Annotated in this window: 15 protein-coding genes; 14 read left to right on the top strand and 1 reads right to left on the bottom strand. The window is 70.4% G+C overall.

Annotation, left to right across the window (positions count from 1 at the left end; translation table 11 throughout):
* The first annotated feature begins 195 nt into the window (after window positions 1-195).
* The 3 genes from ACLLJJ_RS35935 to ACLLJJ_RS35945 all read left to right on the top strand — a co-directional run bounded on the left by ACLLJJ_RS35935 (window position 196) and on the right by ACLLJJ_RS35945 (window position 2529).
* Entirely contained in the window at window positions 196-930 is a 735-nt protein-coding gene (locus tag ACLLJJ_RS35935) for an HAD family hydrolase (RefSeq protein WP_434598861.1), read from the top strand.
* Window positions 927-1700: an SDR family NAD(P)-dependent oxidoreductase gene (locus ACLLJJ_RS35940; protein ID WP_434598862.1), complete on the top strand. Its 774-nt coding sequence runs from the start codon at window positions 927-929 to the stop codon at window positions 1698-1700. The genes ACLLJJ_RS35935 and ACLLJJ_RS35940 overlap by 4 nt, the downstream gene beginning before the upstream one ends.
* 142 nt (window positions 1701-1842) lie before the next feature.
* Window positions 1843-2529 carry a ScbR family autoregulator-binding transcription factor gene (locus tag ACLLJJ_RS35945; protein WP_434598863.1) on the top strand — a complete coding sequence of 229 codons (687 nt, stop codon included), beginning with the start codon at window positions 1843-1845 and terminating at the stop codon, window positions 2527-2529.
* A gap of 89 nt (window positions 2530-2618) precedes the next feature.
* On the opposite strand, the gene ACLLJJ_RS35950 is transcribed toward ACLLJJ_RS35945, so the two are convergent.
* Window positions 2619-3308, bottom strand: a complete 690-nt coding sequence (locus ACLLJJ_RS35950) for a ScbR family autoregulator-binding transcription factor (protein ID WP_434598864.1) — start codon at window positions 3306-3308, stop codon at window positions 2619-2621.
* Between the two features lie 410 nt (window positions 3309-3718).
* Between ACLLJJ_RS35950 and ACLLJJ_RS35955 the strand changes: the two genes are divergently transcribed.
* From ACLLJJ_RS35955 to ACLLJJ_RS36005, 11 genes are all read left to right on the top strand, one after another.
* Entirely contained in the window at window positions 3719-4432 is a 714-nt protein-coding gene (locus ACLLJJ_RS35955) for a response regulator transcription factor (RefSeq protein WP_434600616.1), read from the top strand.
* Window positions 4425-5339, top strand: coding sequence for a hypothetical protein (locus ACLLJJ_RS35960; RefSeq protein ID WP_434598865.1), 915 nt, complete (start codon window positions 4425-4427; stop codon window positions 5337-5339). Before ACLLJJ_RS35955 ends, ACLLJJ_RS35960 begins: the two co-directional genes overlap by 8 nt.
* 323 nt (window positions 5340-5662) lie before the next feature.
* The gene (locus ACLLJJ_RS35965; RefSeq protein ID WP_434598866.1) at window positions 5663-7132 is read left to right on the top strand and encodes an FAD-dependent monooxygenase; all 1470 of its coding nucleotides are present in this window, start codon (window positions 5663-5665) and stop codon (window positions 7130-7132) included.
* A 67-nt stretch (window positions 7133-7199) separates the two neighbouring features.
* Complete coding sequence (locus ACLLJJ_RS35970) at window positions 7200-7529, top strand: TcmI family type II polyketide cyclase (RefSeq protein WP_434598867.1); 330 nt, start codon at window positions 7200-7202, stop codon at window positions 7527-7529.
* Window positions 7526-8797 (top strand): beta-ketoacyl-[acyl-carrier-protein] synthase family protein, encoded by a 1272-nt coding sequence (locus ACLLJJ_RS35975; protein ID WP_434598868.1) that lies wholly within the window; start codon window positions 7526-7528, stop codon window positions 8795-8797. The genes ACLLJJ_RS35970 and ACLLJJ_RS35975 overlap by 4 nt, the downstream gene beginning before the upstream one ends.
* The gene (locus ACLLJJ_RS35980; protein WP_434598870.1) at window positions 8794-10008 is read left to right on the top strand and encodes a ketosynthase chain-length factor; all 1215 of its coding nucleotides are present in this window, start codon (window positions 8794-8796) and stop codon (window positions 10006-10008) included. Before ACLLJJ_RS35975 ends, ACLLJJ_RS35980 begins: the two co-directional genes overlap by 4 nt.
* Window positions 10009-10116: 108 nt before the next feature.
* Window positions 10117-10389 (top strand): acyl carrier protein, encoded by a 273-nt coding sequence (locus ACLLJJ_RS35985; protein WP_434598871.1) that lies wholly within the window; start codon window positions 10117-10119, stop codon window positions 10387-10389.
* Between the two features lie 94 nt (window positions 10390-10483).
* The gene (gene fabG, locus ACLLJJ_RS35990) at window positions 10484-11269 is read left to right on the top strand and encodes a 3-oxoacyl-ACP reductase FabG (protein WP_434598872.1); all 786 of its coding nucleotides are present in this window, start codon (window positions 10484-10486) and stop codon (window positions 11267-11269) included.
* A gap of 20 nt (window positions 11270-11289) precedes the next feature.
* Window positions 11290-12228 carry an aromatase/cyclase gene (locus ACLLJJ_RS35995; RefSeq protein WP_434598873.1) on the top strand — a complete coding sequence of 313 codons (939 nt, stop codon included), beginning with the start codon at window positions 11290-11292 and terminating at the stop codon, window positions 12226-12228.
* A gap of 2 nt (window positions 12229-12230) precedes the next feature.
* Window positions 12231-14519, top strand: a complete 2289-nt coding sequence (locus ACLLJJ_RS36000) for an SDR family oxidoreductase (RefSeq protein ID WP_434598874.1) — start codon at window positions 12231-12233, stop codon at window positions 14517-14519.
* Window positions 14520-14622: 103 nt separating this feature from the next.
* A complete protein-coding gene (locus ACLLJJ_RS36005) occupies window positions 14623-16089 on the top strand; it encodes an MFS transporter (RefSeq protein WP_434598875.1) in 1467 nt (488 codons plus the stop codon).
* The last annotated feature ends 25 nt before the right edge of the window (window positions 16090-16114 follow it).

Below are 16114 nucleotides of genomic sequence, written 5' to 3' on the forward strand. Positions count from 1 at the left end.
CTGCACAGCTCAGGCCGGAAGTTAAGGCTGCCCCGCGGGGCAGGGTGGGTGCACATCCAGGCCGGTTCAGGTATGTTTCTGAAGCCATAACATCCGGGCGGCCCGGTTTTCTTTGTGCCCGCCCTGGCGGCCGGAGTGTGCGCACAGCGTCGTGGTGGCTCACCGACCGGCCGTCCAGACGACTGTGGAGACCTCGTGCAGCAGCTCCAGCAGATACGGCTCGCAGCCGTGAACATCGACGGTGTCCTGCTGAACGACACGTTCAGCCCCGTCATCCACCGCTTCATCACCAGCCGCGGCGGGCACTACGACGCCGCCGTGGAGCGCGAGATCTTCTCCCAGACCCAGCTGACCGCGGCCAGGGCCCTGGGCGTCGCCGCCGGTCTCACCTCGCCGCCGGAGGAGATCCTCGCAGCCTACTTCGCGGAGCGCGAGCAGTACCTCGCACACGATCCGATCCGGATCCTGGACGGAGCCGTCGACCTGCTGGGCCGCCTGCGCGGGACGGGCCTGCGGACGGTGTGTTATGGGGGCCTCGACAAGAGCCACTTCGACCGCTACCTGGGGGACCACGCCGATCTCTTCGACGGGCCCGGGTACGTCTGCACCAACGACTACCGGCCGGGGGTCCGTGAGATCACCACGGAGGTCTTCGGGCTCGGGTTCGACGAGATCGTGTTCATCGACGATGTCGCCAGGGTCGCGGAGGCCGCCAAGGAGCTCGGCGTCCCCTTCATCGGCCACCCCAGCGGATTCGAGCACGGCCACCAGGGCGAGCTGATGCGCAAGGCGGGGGTGCGGCACCTCGTGGACTCCCTGGCGGACATCAACGAGGAACTGCTGCGCACCGTGGACGCCGAAGCGGCCACCGGCCGTGTGTGGGAGACCGGAACCAACTCGCTCGCAGAGACAAAGGGGAATGTCGCATGAACAAGGACAACAGCAGCCTGCTTCCCGGCAAGGTCGCCCTGATCACCGGCGCGAGCAGCGGCATCGGTGAGGCATCGGCCCGGGTGTTCGCCAGGGAGGGCGCCACCGTGGTCCTGGTCGCGCGCCGGGAGGACCGGCTCAAGTCCCTGGTGGAGGAGATACGCGCGACGGGGGCCGAGGCCGACTACGTGGTGGCCGACGTGGTCAGGGCCGAGGACACCGCGCGGGCCGTCGCGCACACGGTGCGGCGTTACGGCCGGCTGGACGTCGCCTTCAACAACGCCGGCTACGGAGTGGGCCGCACGCCCCTGCATCTGATGGGCGACGACCTGTACGACCAGATCATGGACGTCAACGTGCGCGGCGTCTGGAACTGCCTGCGCGACGAGATCGGCGCCATGCTGGCCTCGGGCGGCGGGGCGATCGTCAACACCAGCAGCGTCGGCGGGCTCCTCGCGACCCCGGTCGCCGCCCCCTATGTCGCTTCCAAGCACGCCGTGATCGGCCTGACCAAGGCGGCTGCCGCCGAGTACGCGGCGCAGGGCATCCGGGTCAACGCGGTGGCGCCCGGCACCACCCGCACGGAGGTGGTGGGGGCGTGGTTCGCGCAGAACCCGGGGATCGAGGAAGCGCTGCACCAGGCGACCCCGCAGCCGCGGACCGCGGAGCCCGTGGAGATAGCCGAGGCCGCCGCCTGGCTCTGCAGCGACCGCGCCTCGTTCGTCACCGGGGCCACGATGCCGGTCGACGGAGGGTTCACCATGGTGTGACGAGCTATGGGTAGCCATACGTAGCTGTAGAGCCCATCTTGATTCCATACATACTTGGCGGTTTAAACTGACTGCATACACGTGCACAATCGCACCTGTATGTCAGCCCGCACACGATGGGCACTGAGAGATGGGACGCCCAGTGGCGAAGCAAGATCGAGCGATCCGTACGCGACGGGTCATCCTGGAGGCGGCGGCGGCCGTCTTCGAGGAGCACGGGTATGAGGCAGCCAAGATCACCGACATTCTGGCTCGGGCCGAGGTGACCAAGGGGGCGCTGTACTTCCACTTCGAATCGAAGGAGGATCTGGCGCTCGCGGTGATCGATGCGCAGGTGGTGGAGGCCCCGCTGCGACTGCCCCAGGCGGCCAAGCTGCAGGAGGGTGTCGACATCGGCATGGTCTTCGCGCACCGCCTCATGCACGACCCGCTGGTTCGCGGCAGCGTGCGCCTCACGCTCGATCAGGCCGGCGCGCAGCTCAACCGTGGTGGCGCCTACGCCAATTGGACCGAACTGCACACCCGGGTGCTCACCGAGGCGAAGGACAGGGGCGAGGTCCTGGCGCATGTCGTCCCCGCGGAGACGGCCTCGCTCATCGTGGGCGCCTATGCCGGCATCAATATGATGCTGCGGGCCCGGGGGGCCTCGTCGGACCTGGACCGGCAGGCGTCCGCGCTCTACCGGCACATCATGCCCAGCGTGGCGGTGCCGGGGGTACTGGCCATGCTGGACATGGCGCCCGGCCGCGGGGAGCGGGCGCTGGCCGAGGCCGAGCAGGCGCAGTTGACGGGCGCGGAGCCGCAGATCGCGCCCGAGTTCTCGGGCTGAACCCCGCGCCGCAGCAGCCGGACCAAATCCTGGGCGGCCGCTACGGGGCGGGCTCAGCTTGCGCGCCGGAAAACCGGCACAGCTGTTTCTTACGGTGTGGGGAGCTGCGCCGGACCGGACCGTGGGGCGGCCTGGCCCGGCACCGACACCGGATCCGTGCCGACCGGGCCCGTGCCGGCCGGATCCAGCCGACGGGTGCTGGCCGGTGCGGTCAGGCGCGGCAACTGCAGCTCCCAGAACGCGGTGATCGAGTCCCGGGACAACCATTCCCGGTCGCCCCGGCTGAGGATCTCGAATCCCACGGTGGCCGCGACGACGGTGTCGGTGACGGCCTGCTGGGGCAGTTCCGGGTCGAGTGTGCGTTCATGTGCGGCCTCGGCCAGCAGCCGCCGCACGCACTGGCGCCACTCCTGGCGGAGGTCGAGCCGGGTGCCCTCGAAGTCGTCGCAGTTGAGCTGGAAGCCGGCCTTGGCGACGATGCTGGTCCGCAGCAGTTCGGCGAGGCCGTGTGTGGTGTCGATCAGTGCTTGCAGCGAGGAGTCGCAGCTGCGACACGCCCGCCGGGTGACCGCGCGCATGGCGCGCGAGGCCTCCGTCTCCACTGCGGAGGCCAGCGCGGCCTTGTTCTCGAAATGGAAGTACAGCGCGCCCGAACTGACGCCGACCCGGGAGCTGACCGTGGTCAGGCTCGTCCGGGGGTAGCCCTGCTCGTAGAAGGCGCGGGCTGCGGATGCGATCAGCAGCTTGCGGGTGCGGACGGCGCGCTCTTGTTTGGTCATGGGCACCCCTCGTGGGTGTGGTGGCTGGCAACCCGGCGCGCTCGTGAGGCGCGAAGTCGTGCCGGGGTGGCGACGGTGTGCGGAGGGCGTAGCGGGGGTCTCGTGGAGCGCTATAAAACCAACGCTCTGGTTTGTTTACCAGTCCAACGCACGCGTGTCTTGCGGTGACTGGGCGAGGATCATCCGATATCGATCTGTATGTCGTACTGTGGTCGCCAAATTTTCTCGCCCAAACGGCCAGATCGGATCGTCGAGTCTTTGACAAACCGACAGCGCGGTTTGTAATCTGCTGCCAGGTGTTGCGCCCACAGCACCTGTGAGCTGTATCCACCGAGGGGGAGACGATGAGTCAGCGCACAACAGACCTTCTGGAGCCTCGCACCACCCACCCGCGCCCCGCTGCCGGGCCCATGCCGTCCGGCGCGTACGCCGACGCCGTGGCGCCGGGTCCGCGCGGCTCGTCCGGCACCTGGCGCGTGCTCGTGGTCGAAAGCAATACCCGTGACGCGGAATCCCTGAGCCGGGGGCTCAGGCGTCACGGTCACACCGTCGATCACGTCGCGACGGGGAGCGAGGCCCTGCGGGTCCACGCGGAGGCGGACCTGGTCCTCCTCGATCTCGATCTGCCCGATGTGGACGGCCTTGAGGTCTGCCGGGCAATCCGGTCGTCGAGCGGTATACCCGTCATCGCCGTCACATCCAGGCCGACCGAGCTCGACCGTGTGCTCGGCCTTCAGGCCGGCGCCGACGACTGCCTGGTCAAGCCGTACGGCTTCCGGGAGTTGATGGCCCGTATGGACGCCGTGATGCGCAGGTCCCGGCCGCAGCCCGCCGTGGACCGGACGGTCACGCACGGCCCGTTGCACATCGACGCGGGACTGCGCGAGGTCAGCCTCGACGGCCGGCTCGTCGGTATGACGCGCAAGGAGTTCGACCTGCTGTACCTGCTCGCCTCGCATCCCGAGACCGTCATCCCGCGAAAGCAGGTCATGCAGCGCGTCTGGGGCGACACCTGGTCCCGCAGGACCATCGACACCCATGTCAGCAGCCTGCGCGGCAAGCTCGGTGCCAGCGAGTGGATCATCACGGTCCGCGGTGTCGGATTCCGGTTCGGCCATGCGTGAGACGGGATACCGGCCGCGGAGCTTCACCACCGTGATGGACGCGCTCTGCAAGGGCGTCGACTGCCTGAGCGGCACCGACAGCGCTGCCCTGCGCAACCGGGCGGTGGCCGGCCTCCGGCTGTGCCGCGTCTGCCGCGAGCGGCTCTCGGTCCGGCTGCGGGAGCTGCCCGCCCTGTTCGAGGAGTGCGGAATCGCGCTCGGCGGCAGCTCCCCGGGAGGCCTGCGGGAGAAGACCACGGGCGGACCCCTGCCGGGGATGCCGTTCAACACGGACGCGGCAGAGGCCCGTACGGCGATCGTCTCCGTACTCGGGTCGTGGAGCGGTCTGGTCGCGGAGGAGCGCGGACTGTACGCGCCCCGGCGCTCGGTCGTCCCGATGGCCGCTTTCCTCGCCCGGCACGCCGACTGGCTGGCGGCGCATCCGGCGGCAGTCGAGATCACCGAGGAAGTCGCCCGGCTGGTGCGCAAGTCGCGGCGGGCGGTTCGCCGCGATCCGCGGCGGCGGGTGCCCGTCGGACCCTGCGTGGAATCCGGCTGCCACGGTCAACTCGCCGCGTACGTAGGGGCCGAGGGAGTGGCCGCGGCCGGCGAGATCCGGTGTGGCGTGGATCCGCGCCACACCTGGCCGGGGCACCTGTGGACGCGGTTGAGTCGCTCACTCCGGCAGGCCGGCCCCGGCACGGTGTCCGACGACGCCGCGGACGCCACCGAGGCGGGGGACGCGGCCACCGAGCGGTGGCTCACCGCCGCCGACGTCTCGCGCCTGTGGAGCACCCCGATCGGTACGGTCTACCGCCTCGCCAGCGAGCAGCAGTGGCGTCGGCGCACCCGGGCGGGCCGCACCTATTACTCCGAATCGGATGTCCACGACTGTTTCAGTCGACGGGCCGCGCGGCTTTCCGTGTGACCGGTCGGCAGTGCGCAGGATCGATACTTACCCGACGTCTGTAAAACCTCACCCAATCCTGTAGTGAAATGCCTTGTAAGGCGCCCCAGGACCGAAGAAGCTAGTTCTTAGTTTCCGGTGCATTGTCCCGAGGAGGCCGGTCGGAGCGGGAAAACCGCTCCGGCCGGCCTCCTTCGCGTACCGGGGAATTCGCGTGGCAGAAGGCTGACGCAACTTCACCAAGGCCTGACTTTGTTTCCCTTGAAGTATTTCTTTGGAGCGAAGAACCTTGTTCATAGCTTCCGCCGCATTGTCTCGCAACGCAGATGGTCAAGGAGAGGTACATGGACGCTGCAGTCATAGTCGTGGGCGCAGGCCCGGCGGGATTGATGCTTGCCGGTGAATTGCGACTCGTGGGGGTCGACGTCATTGTCCTGGAGCGGTTGGCGGAGCGAACCGGGGAATCCCGCGGACTCGGTTTCACCGCCCGCACCATGGAGATATTCGAGCAGCGCGGTCTGCTGCCCCGCTTCGGGGACATCGAGACGAGCAACGTCGGCCACTTCGGTGGCCTGCCGGTCGACTTCGGCGTCCTCGAAGGCGCCCACCAGGCGGCCAAGACCGTGCCGCAGTCCCAGACCGAGGCGGCGCTCGAAGCCTGGGTCACCGAACTCGGCGCGGACCTGCGGCGCGGCCACGAGGTGATCTCCTTCAAGGACGAGGGCGACGCCGTCGAGGTCGAAGTCCGAGGCCCTCAGGGCGTTCACACGCTGCGCGCCGACTACCTGGTCGGCTGTGACGGCGGCCGGAGCATGGTCCGTAAGGCCGCAGGCTTCGACTTCCCCGGCACCACGGCGACCATGGAGATGTTCCTGGCCGACGTCAAGGGACTCGACCTCTCGCCCCGCATGATCGGTGAGACCTTCGCCGACGGCATGGTCATGGTCGGCCCGCTGCCGGGCGGCATCACCCGCCTGATCCTCTGTGAGCGCGGCACCCCGCCCCAGCGGCGCACCGCGCCGCCGGCCTACAGCGAGGTCGCCGACGGCTGGAAGCGCGTCACCGGCGAGGACATCTCGCACGGTGAGGCGGTGTGGGTCAGCGCCTTCGGGAACGCCACCCGCCTCGTCACCGAATACCGTCGCGGCCGCGTCATCCTGGCAGGCGACTCGGCGCACATCCATCTGCCCGCAGGCGGCCAGGGCATGAACACCAGCATCCAGGACGCGGTCAACCTCGGCTGGAAGCTCGCCGCCGTGGTGCGGGGCAAGGCCCCCGAGGCGCTCCTCGACACGTACCACGAGGAGCGTCACCCGGTCGGCAAGCGTCTGTTGATGAACACCCAGGCCCAGGGCCTGCTGTTCCTCAGCGGCTCGGAGGTGCAGCCACTGCGCGACGTCCTGCGTGAGCTGATCCAGTACGAGCCCGTGAGCCGCCATCTCGCGGCCATGGTCAGCGGCCTGGAGATCCACTACCCCATGGGCGGCGGCAGCCACCCGCTGCTCGGCCACCGGATGCCCGAACTGGAGCTGGTGGGCGACGACTTCAAGACCAATACCAGTCGGCTGCTGCACTCCGGGCGTGGCGTCCTCATCGACCTGGAGGACAACGCCGTACTGCGCCGCAGGGCGGCCGGCTGGACGGACCGGGTGGACATCGTGACGGCCGCGCCGCACGGTCTCGCGGCCGACGGACCGCTCAGCGGCACCGCCGCCGTGCTGCTGCGCCCCGACGGCCACATCGCCTGGACGGCCCCCGGCAGTCACCGCGACCTGCCCATGTCCCTGGAGCGCTGGTTCGGCCCCTCCCGCTAGCGCGGATCGAGCCGGAACACACACGTCCTATGCCCGGAGCGATCCGGTCGTTGAGGAGAGAAGACGCATGCACAGTACTTTGATCGTGGCCCGCATGGAGCCGGGATCCAGCCCCGATGTCGCCCGCCTGTTCAAGGACTTCGACGGCACCGAGATGCCGCACCGCATGGGCACCCGGCGCCGCCAACTGTTCTCGTACCGTGGCCTGTACTTCCATCTGCAGGACTTCGACGCCGACAACGGCGGCGAGCTGATCGAGGCCGCCAAGGCCGACCCCCGCTTCATGGGCATCAGCGAGGACCTGAAGCCGTTCATCGAGGCGTACGACCCCGCCACCTGGCGCTCGCCCGCCGATGCCATGGCCACCCGCTTCTACAACTGGGAGGCGTCGGCGTGAGCGGCCGCAGAGTAGCCATCACCGGCATCGGGGTCATGGCGCCCGGAGGCACCGGCGTCAAGAACTTCTGGAGCCTGCTCAGCGACGGCCGCACCGCGACCAGGGGGATCACCTTCTTCGATCCCTCCTCGTTCCGCTCCCGGGTCGCCGCCGAGATCGACTTCGACCCGGAGGCCCACGGGCTCGGCCCGCAGGAGATCCGGCGCATGGACCGGGCCGCGCAGCTCGCCGTCGTCGCGACCCGCGAGGCGCTCGCGGACAGCGGATTCGGCTTCGGTGAGCTCGACCCGCACCGCACCGGTGTCACCATCGGCAGCGCCGTCGGCGCGACGATGGGCCTCGACGAGGAGTACCGCATCGTCAGCGACGGCGGGCGGCTCGACCTCGTCGACCACCAGTACGCCGTACCGCACCTGTACAACCACCTGGTGCCCAGCTCGTTCGCGGCAGAGGTCGCCTGGGCGGTCGGTGCCGAGGGGCCCGCCACCGTGGTCTCCACCGGCTGCACCTCCGGCATCGACTCGGTCGGCCACGCCGTCGAGCTGATCCGCGAGGGCACCGCCGACGTGATGATCGCCGGCTCCTCGGACGCCCCGATCTCGCCGATCACCATGGCGTGCTTCGACGCGATCAAGGCCACCACCAACCGGCACGACGACCCGGCGCACGCGTCACGTCCCTTCGACGGCACCCGCAACGGCTTCGTGCTGGGCGAGGGGTCGGCCGTATTCGTTCTGGAGGAGCTGGAGCGCGCGCGGCAGCGCGGCGCCCACATCTACGCGGAGATAGCCGGCTACGCCACCCGCAGCAACGCGTACCACATGACGGGTCTGCGGCCCGACGGCCTGGAAATGGCCGAGGCGATACGTGTCGCGCTCGACGAGGCACGGCTCAACCCGGACGACATCGACTACATCAACGCGCACGGCTCGGGCACCAAGCAGAACGACCGCCACGAGACCGCCGCGTTCAAGAACGTCCTCGGCGACCACGCCTACCGCACCCCGGTGAGCTCCATCAAGTCGATGGTCGGTCACTCGCTGGGCGCGATCGGCTCCATCGAGATCGCCGCGTCCGCCCTGGCCATGGAGAACCACGTGGTCCCGCCCACGGCGAATCTGCACACACCCGACCCGGAGTGCGACCTCGACTACGTGCCGCTGACCGCCCGCGAGTGGCGGACGGACACCGTGCTCTCGGTCGGCAGCGGCTTCGGCGGATTCCAGAGCGCCATGGTGCTGACCCGTCCCGAGAGGAGCATCCGATGACGACCTCGGTGGTAGTCACAGGCCTGGGCGTCGCGTCCCCCAACGGCCTCGGCGCGCAGGACTTCTGGGCGGCGACCCGCAGCGGCAAGAGCGGCATCGGCCGCATCACCCGCTTCGACCCGGCGCAGTACCCGGCCACGCTGGCCGGTGAGATCCCCGGCTTCGTGGCCGAGGACCATCTGCCGAACCGGCTGCTGCCGCAGACCGACCGGATGACCAGGATCGCCCTGGTCGCCACGGACTGGGCGCTCGCCGACGCCGGGGTGAACCCGGCGGAGATGTCCGAGTTCGACATGGGCGTGGTCACCGCCAGCGCGTCCGGCGGCTTCGAGTTCGGCCAGGGCGAGCTGCAGAAGCTGTGGAGCAAGGGCAGCCAGTACGTCAGCGCGTACCAGTCCTTCGCCTGGTTCTACGCCGTCAACAGCGGCCAGATCTCGATCCGCAACGGCATGAAGGGCCCCGCCGGGGTGGTCGTCAGCGACCAGGCCGGCGGTCTCGACGCCGTGGCGCACGCCCGTCGGCAGATCCGCAAGGGCATCAGCCTGATCGTCTCCGGCGCCATCGACGCGTCCATCTGCCCCTGGGGCTGGGTCGCGCAGCTGGCCGGCGGCCGGCTGTCCACCAGCGAGGAGCCGACCCGCGCCTACCTCCCCTTCGACGCGGAGGCGAGTGGCCATGTGGCGGGGGAGGGCGGCGCGATCCTCATCATGGAGAACGCCGAGGCGGCCCGCCGGCGCGGCGCGAAGGTCTACGGCGAGATCGCCGGGTACGGATCGACCTTCGACCCCCGGCCGGGCAGTGGCCGCGAGCCCGGTCTGCGCAGGGCCATCGAGGTGGCCCTGGCCGACGCGGGCGTGGAACCCACCGCCGTGGACGCGGTGTTCGCGGACGCGGCGGCGATCCCCGAGCTCGACCGGATCGAGGCCGAGGCCATCAACGCGGTCTTCGGCCCCCGCGGCGTACCGGTCACCGCGCCCAAGACCATGACCGGCCGCCTCTACTCGGGCGCCGCGCCGCTGGACCTGGCCGCGGCCCTGCTGGCCATCGACGAGGGCCTGATCCCGCCCACCGTGAACGTCGAGCTCTCTCCCGAATACGACCTGGATCTGGTCGTCTCCCAGCCGCGCACCGCCGAGGTGCGCACGGCGCTGGTCCTGGCCCGGGGCCATGGCGGTTTCAACTCCGCCGTGGTCGTACGGGCCGTGGACTAGGCCCCCCGGAACGGCGCCCCCGCCGCGACACCGTCCCCCGCGGGCGGCGGGGGCGCTCCCGCCTGCGATGCGGGACCCCACAACCAACGAAAGCTCGAAAGGACAGACGTGCCCAGTTCCGAATTCACCCTCCAGGACCTTCGACGCATTCTCCTCGAAGGCGCAGGAGCCGACGAGGCCGTGGACCTCGACGGCGAGATCCTCGACACCGACTTCGAGACGCTCGGCTACGAGTCGCTCGCCCTGCTGGAGACCGGCAGCCGCATAGAGCGCGAGTTCGGCATCACGCTCGACGACTCCGCGCTGACCGACTCCGAGACGCCGCGCGCGCTGCTCAAGGCCGTCAACAGCCATCTCGCGCTCGCCTCCTCGGCGGCCTGACCGCGAGGCCGCCACCGCCGGGCGGGTCATCCCCGCCCGGCGGCCCCGCAGTTGCCCGACATCCGTACACCCCACGCACCGGAGAAGAGAGAACATGCCGCAGCAGGAGAAGCGGGTCGCCCTGGTCACCGGAGCCACCAGCGGGATCGGTCTCGCGGTGGCCAGGCTGCTGGCGACCCAGGACCACCGGGTCTTCATCGGCGCCCGCAACGCCGAGAACGTGACCACCACCGTCAAGCAGCTGCGCGAGGAGGGCCTCGACGTCGACGGCGCCGTCCTCGACGTACGGTCCGCGGACGACGTCGCGGCCTTCGTCCAGGCCGCGGTCGACCGCTTCGGCACCGTCGACGTGCTGGTCAACAACGCGGGTCGCAGCGGCGGCGGTGTCACGGCCGACATCACCGACGAGCTGTGGAACGACGTCATCGACACCAACCTCAACAGCGTCTTCCGGCTCACCCGCGAGGTGCTGAACGCCGGCGGCCTGCGCCACAAGGACCGCGGCCGGATCATCAACATCGCCTCCACGGCCGGCAAGCAGGGCGTCGTACTCGGCGCCCCGTACTCGGCCTCCAAGCACGGCGTCGTCGGCTTCACCAAGGCCCTCGGCAACGAGCTCGCGCCGACCGGCATCACCGTCAACGCGGTCTGCCCCGGCTACGTCGAGACGCCGATGGCGCAGCGCGTACGCCAGGGCTACGCCGCCGCGTACGACACCTCCGAGGACGCCATCCTCGAAAAGTTCCAGTCCAAGATCCCGCTCGGCCGCTACTCGACGCCCGAAGAGGTCGCCGGACTGGTCGGCTACCTCGCCTCCGACACCGCCGGTTCCATCACCGCGCAGGCGCTCAACGTCTGCGGCGGCCTCGGCAACTTCTGACAGTGACAGGAGAGTTCACCATGACAACCCGTGAGGTCGAGCACGACATCACCGTGCAAGCCCCCGCAGCCGAGGTCTACCGCCTGCTCGCCCAGGTGGAGAACTGGCCCCGGATCTTCCCGCCGACGATCTACGTCGACCATGTGGAGCGCGGCGAGGACCAGGAGCGCATCCGGATCTGGGCCACCGCCAACGGCGAGGCCAAGAACTGGACCTCCCGGCGCACCCTCGACGCCGAGGGCCTGCGGATCGGCTTCCGCCAGGAGGTCTCCACTCCGCCCGTCGCCGCCATGAGCGGCACCTGGGTCATCGAGCCGCTGGCGGAGGGCGGGTCGCGGATCCGGCTGCTGCACGAGTACCGGGCCGTCGACGACGACCCCAAGGGCCTGGAGTGGATCGACGAGGCCGTCGACCGCAATTCCCGCTCCGAGCTCGCCGCCCTCAAGGTCAACGTTGAACAGGCGCACGCCTCGGCCGAGTTGACGTTCTCCTTCGAGGACACCGTGCGCGTCGAAGGGTCCGTCAAGGACCTCTACGACTTCGTCAACGAGGCCGGGCTCTGGGCCGAGCGGCTGCCGCACGTGGCGGTCGTCCGCCTGGAGGAGGACTCCCCGGGCCTGCAGACCCTGGAGATGGACACCCGGGCCAAGGACGGCTCCACGCACACCACCAAGTCGTACCGGGTGTGCTTCCCGCATCACAAGATCGCCTACAAGCAGGTGACCCTGCCGGCGCTGATGCTCCTGCACACCGGCTACTGGACGTTCGAGGAGGACAACGAGGGCGGCGCGACCGCGTCCTCGCAGCACACCGTCGTGCTGAACACCGCGAACACCGCGAAGATCCTCGGCCCGGACGCCACCGTCGCCGACGCCAGGGAGTACGTGCAGGGCGCGCTGAGCACCAACAGCCGCGCCACCCTGGGGCACGCCAAGGACTACGCCGAGAACAAGCGCTGACCATGGCCGCCCAGAAGCCGCAACACCTGGACACCCAGGTCGTCGTCATCGGCGCCGGCCCCGTCGGGCTGATGCTCGCCGGGGAGCTGCGGCTCGGCGGCGCCGACGTGATCGTGCTGGAGCAACGGGACACCCCGACAACGGAGTCGAGGGCGTCCACGCTGCACGCCCGCACCATGGAGATCCTGGACAGCCGCGGGCTGCTCGACACCATCGGCACCCCGCCGAACGAACCCCGGGGGCATTTCGGCGGCAACCCGCTCGATCTGACCCTGCCCGGTCCGTACCCCGGCCAGTGGAAGGTCCCCCAGACACGCACCGAGGAGGTACTCCAGGACTGGGCCGCGTCGCTGGGCGCGGACATCCGGCGCGGTCACGAGCTGCGCGCGCTGTCCGTGCACGACGACCACGTCGGGGCCGAAGCCACCGGCCCCGACGGGACCGTACGCCTGCGGGCCCGGTACGTCGTCGGCTGCGACGGCGAGAACAGCATGGTGCGTGCCCTGACCGGGGCCGGTTTCCCGGGCGAGGACGCGGGCCGCGAGATGCTCCGGGCGGACGTGGCGGGCATCGACGTCCCGGCCCGCCGATTCGAACGCCTGGAGAAGGGCCTGGCCGTCGCGGCGCACCGGGACGGCGTCACCCGGGTGATGGTCCACGCGTTCGGCAGCGCCGCCGAACCCCGCACCGGGGAACCCGCCTTCACGGAGATCGCCGCCGTCTGGAAGCGGGTGACCGGCGAGGACATCAGCGGCGGAACCCCGCTGTGGGTCAACTCCTTCGGCGACGGGAACCGTCAGCTCGACCAGTACCGCGACGGCCGCGTCCTGTTCGCCGGTGACGCCGCGCACCAGCAGATGCCCATCGGCGGACAGGCCCTCAACCTGGGCCTTCAGGACGCCGTGAACCTGGGCTGGAAGCTGGCCCTGCACCTCGGCGGAGCGGCGCCCGAAGGGCTGCTCGACAGCTACCACACGGAGCGGCACGCCGTCGGCCGGCGCGTCCTGGGCAACATCAAGGCCCAGGCGATGCTGCTCCTCGGCGGCCCCGAAGTGGAGCCGATCCGGTCCGTCATGGGTGAACTGCTCACCGAGGAGGACGTACGGAGCCACCTGGCCGGGACCATCTCCGGCCTCGACATCCGCTACGACGTGGGGGCGGGCGAACACCCCCTGACCGGGGCCCGCCTCCCGCACACCGCGCTGCTCACGGACGGCGGACCCGACACCACCACCGCGCTGCTGCGTACGGGCCGCGGCCTGCTGCTCGACCTGAGTGGCGACCAGGACAGCGGGGCGTCGCCGCGCACGGCCGCCGCGCCGTGGGCGGACCGGGTCACCACTGTGACGGCGACCGCCCCGGCCGGCAGCCCCTTCCTGGCCGGCGACTGCGTGCTGGTGCGCCCGGACGGTCACATCGTGCGGGCCGGGCCCGGCACCCAGGGGCTGGACACCGCACTTCGACGCTGGTTCGGCCCGCCGACGGCGGCCGGCGCAGCCGGTACATCCATCGACAAGTGGAGGAACGACATGGGCAGGCTCATCGGCAAGACGGCACTCGTCACGGGTTCCAGCCGTGGCATGGGCCGGGCGGCCGCGATACGGCTCGCACGGGAGGGCGCACTCGTCGCCGTCCACTACACGAGCAGCAAGGAAGCCGCCGACGAGGTCGTGGCCACGATCGAGAAGGACGGCGGGCGCGCCTTCGCGGTCCGCGCGGAGCTCGGGGTCCCCGGCGACGTACACGAGCTCTTCCTCGCCCTGGAGGAGGGACTGCGCGAGCGCACCGGATCGACCGACCTGAACATCCTGGTCAACAACGCCGGCGTGATGGGCAACGTCACCCCCGAGGAGACCACGCCCGAGAAGTTCGACCGGGTCTTCGCGGTCAACGCCAAGGCGCCGTTCTTCCTCATCCAGCGCGCCGAGAAGAACATGCCCAACGGCGGACGCATCATCAACATCTCCTCCGGGCTGACACATTGCGCCAACCCGAACGAGATCGCGTACGCCATGAGCAAGGGCGCCGTCGAGCAGCTCGCCCTGCACTTCGCCAAGCACCTGGGGCCGCGGAACATCACGGTCAACAGCGTCGCCCCCGGCATCACCCGCAACGGCAACCCGGTCTTCGACATCCCCGAGGCCGTGGAGCAGATGGCCCAGCTGTCGGCCTTCGGCCGGGTCGGCGAACCGGAGGACGTCGCCGACGTGGTGGCCTTCCTCGCCTCCGACGAGGCCCGCTGGGTCACCGGCTCGTTCGTCGACGCCACCGGCGGCACACTGCTGGGGTGAAGCCACCGGAGCGAACATCCCCGAGGCGCCGGAAGGGGCCGGCCGCGAACCGCGCGGCCGGCCCCTTCCGGCGCCGTCGTGACCCCGGACCCGAAACAGGACCATGACGTCACTGAAGACCCTGAAGTCACCGGACCAGGCCGGAGGCCCCACGGGCTGGAGCCCCCGGCTGTGGGGCCTGCTCGCGGTACTCGCCGGCAACATGCTCATCGACGCACTCGAAGTGTCCGCCATGGTCGTGGCCATGCCGTCGATCGGCGCCGACCTGGGCCTGCCGCTGACCGTCCTGCAATGGACGATGAGCGGATTCGCCCTCGGCTTCGGCGGCCTGATGCTCTTCGGCGGACGCGTCGTGGCGCTGTTGGGGCGACGACGCGTCTACCTCCTCGCGCTGGTCGTCTTCGCCACCGCCTCCGTGGTGGCGGGACTGACCAGCGACCCGGCCCTGCTGACAGCCACCCGCATCGTCAAGGGCTTCTGCGCCGCGCTCACCGCGCCCACCGGTCTGGCCATCATCAGCACCACCTTCGCCGAAGGGCCCGACCGGACCCGCGCCATGTCGGTCTACACCCTCTTCGGCGCCGGTGGCTTCACCGCGGGGCTGCTCCTTTCCGGCCTGCTCACCGAGGTGAGCTGGCGCTGGGCGCTGGCGTTCCCGGCCCCGATCGTCCTGCTGCTCTTCGTCCTCGGCCTGCGTCTGGTGCCCGGCGACGAGCCGGCCGCGGCGAAACCGCGCGGATACGGCGCGGCCGGGGCACTCACCCTCACCGGCGGGCTGTTCGCGCTGGTGTACGCGATCGTGTCGGCGGCGGGGTACGGCTGGGCGGACGCCAGGACCATCGGCTCCTTCGTGCTCGCCGGGGCCCTGGCGGGCGCCTTCGCCACGGCCGAACGCGGAGCGCCGGAGCCCCTGTTCCGGCCCGGCGTCCTGAAAAACGGCCCGATGGTCCGCTCGGCGCTGGGGGCGGCGGCGCTCAACGGCTCATACCTGGGCCTGCTGCTCGTCCTCACGTTCCAGCTCCAGGAACTCTGGGGCTGGAGCCCGTCGCGGACCGCCGTGGCCCTGCTGCCCGCGAGCGTCCCGCTGGCCGTGACGGCGCTGCATTCCGGCCGCATGGTGAACCGCTTCGGCGCACCGCGCCTCATCGCCCTGGGCGCAGTCGCCCCGCTCGCCGGATACCTCGTGTACGCCGTGGGCCTGCGGCGCACCGGGCCCGGGTCGTACGCCGTCGATGTGCTGCCCGTGCTGCTGCTCGTCGCGGCGGGCTTCGTGCTCGCCTTCGCCGCGCTCAACACGCAGGCGGTCTCGGGCCTTCCCGCCACCGAGCGCGGCCGGGCTGGCGCGGTGTACCAGAGCGCCGTACAACTCGGTGCCGTGGTGATGATCGCGCTGGTCGCGGCCCTGCTGTACGCCCACCGCGCCCCTGAAGGAGCTTCCCCCGCCGCCGTGCTGGAGGGCTATCGCCCCGCGGCCGCACTGGTGGCGGGGGTCGGAGCGCTCGGCCTGCTCGCAGGCATCGCCGGGGTGCTCCCGCGCGGAGCACCCCGCCGTCCGCCCCCTGAACCGTGAACCGTGAACCGTGACTAACGAAGCG

It is taken from the genome of Streptomyces sp. A5-4, from assembly GCF_051131715.1.
In the GTDB taxonomy this organism is placed as follows: Bacteria; Actinomycetota; Actinomycetes; order Streptomycetales; family Streptomycetaceae; genus Streptomyces.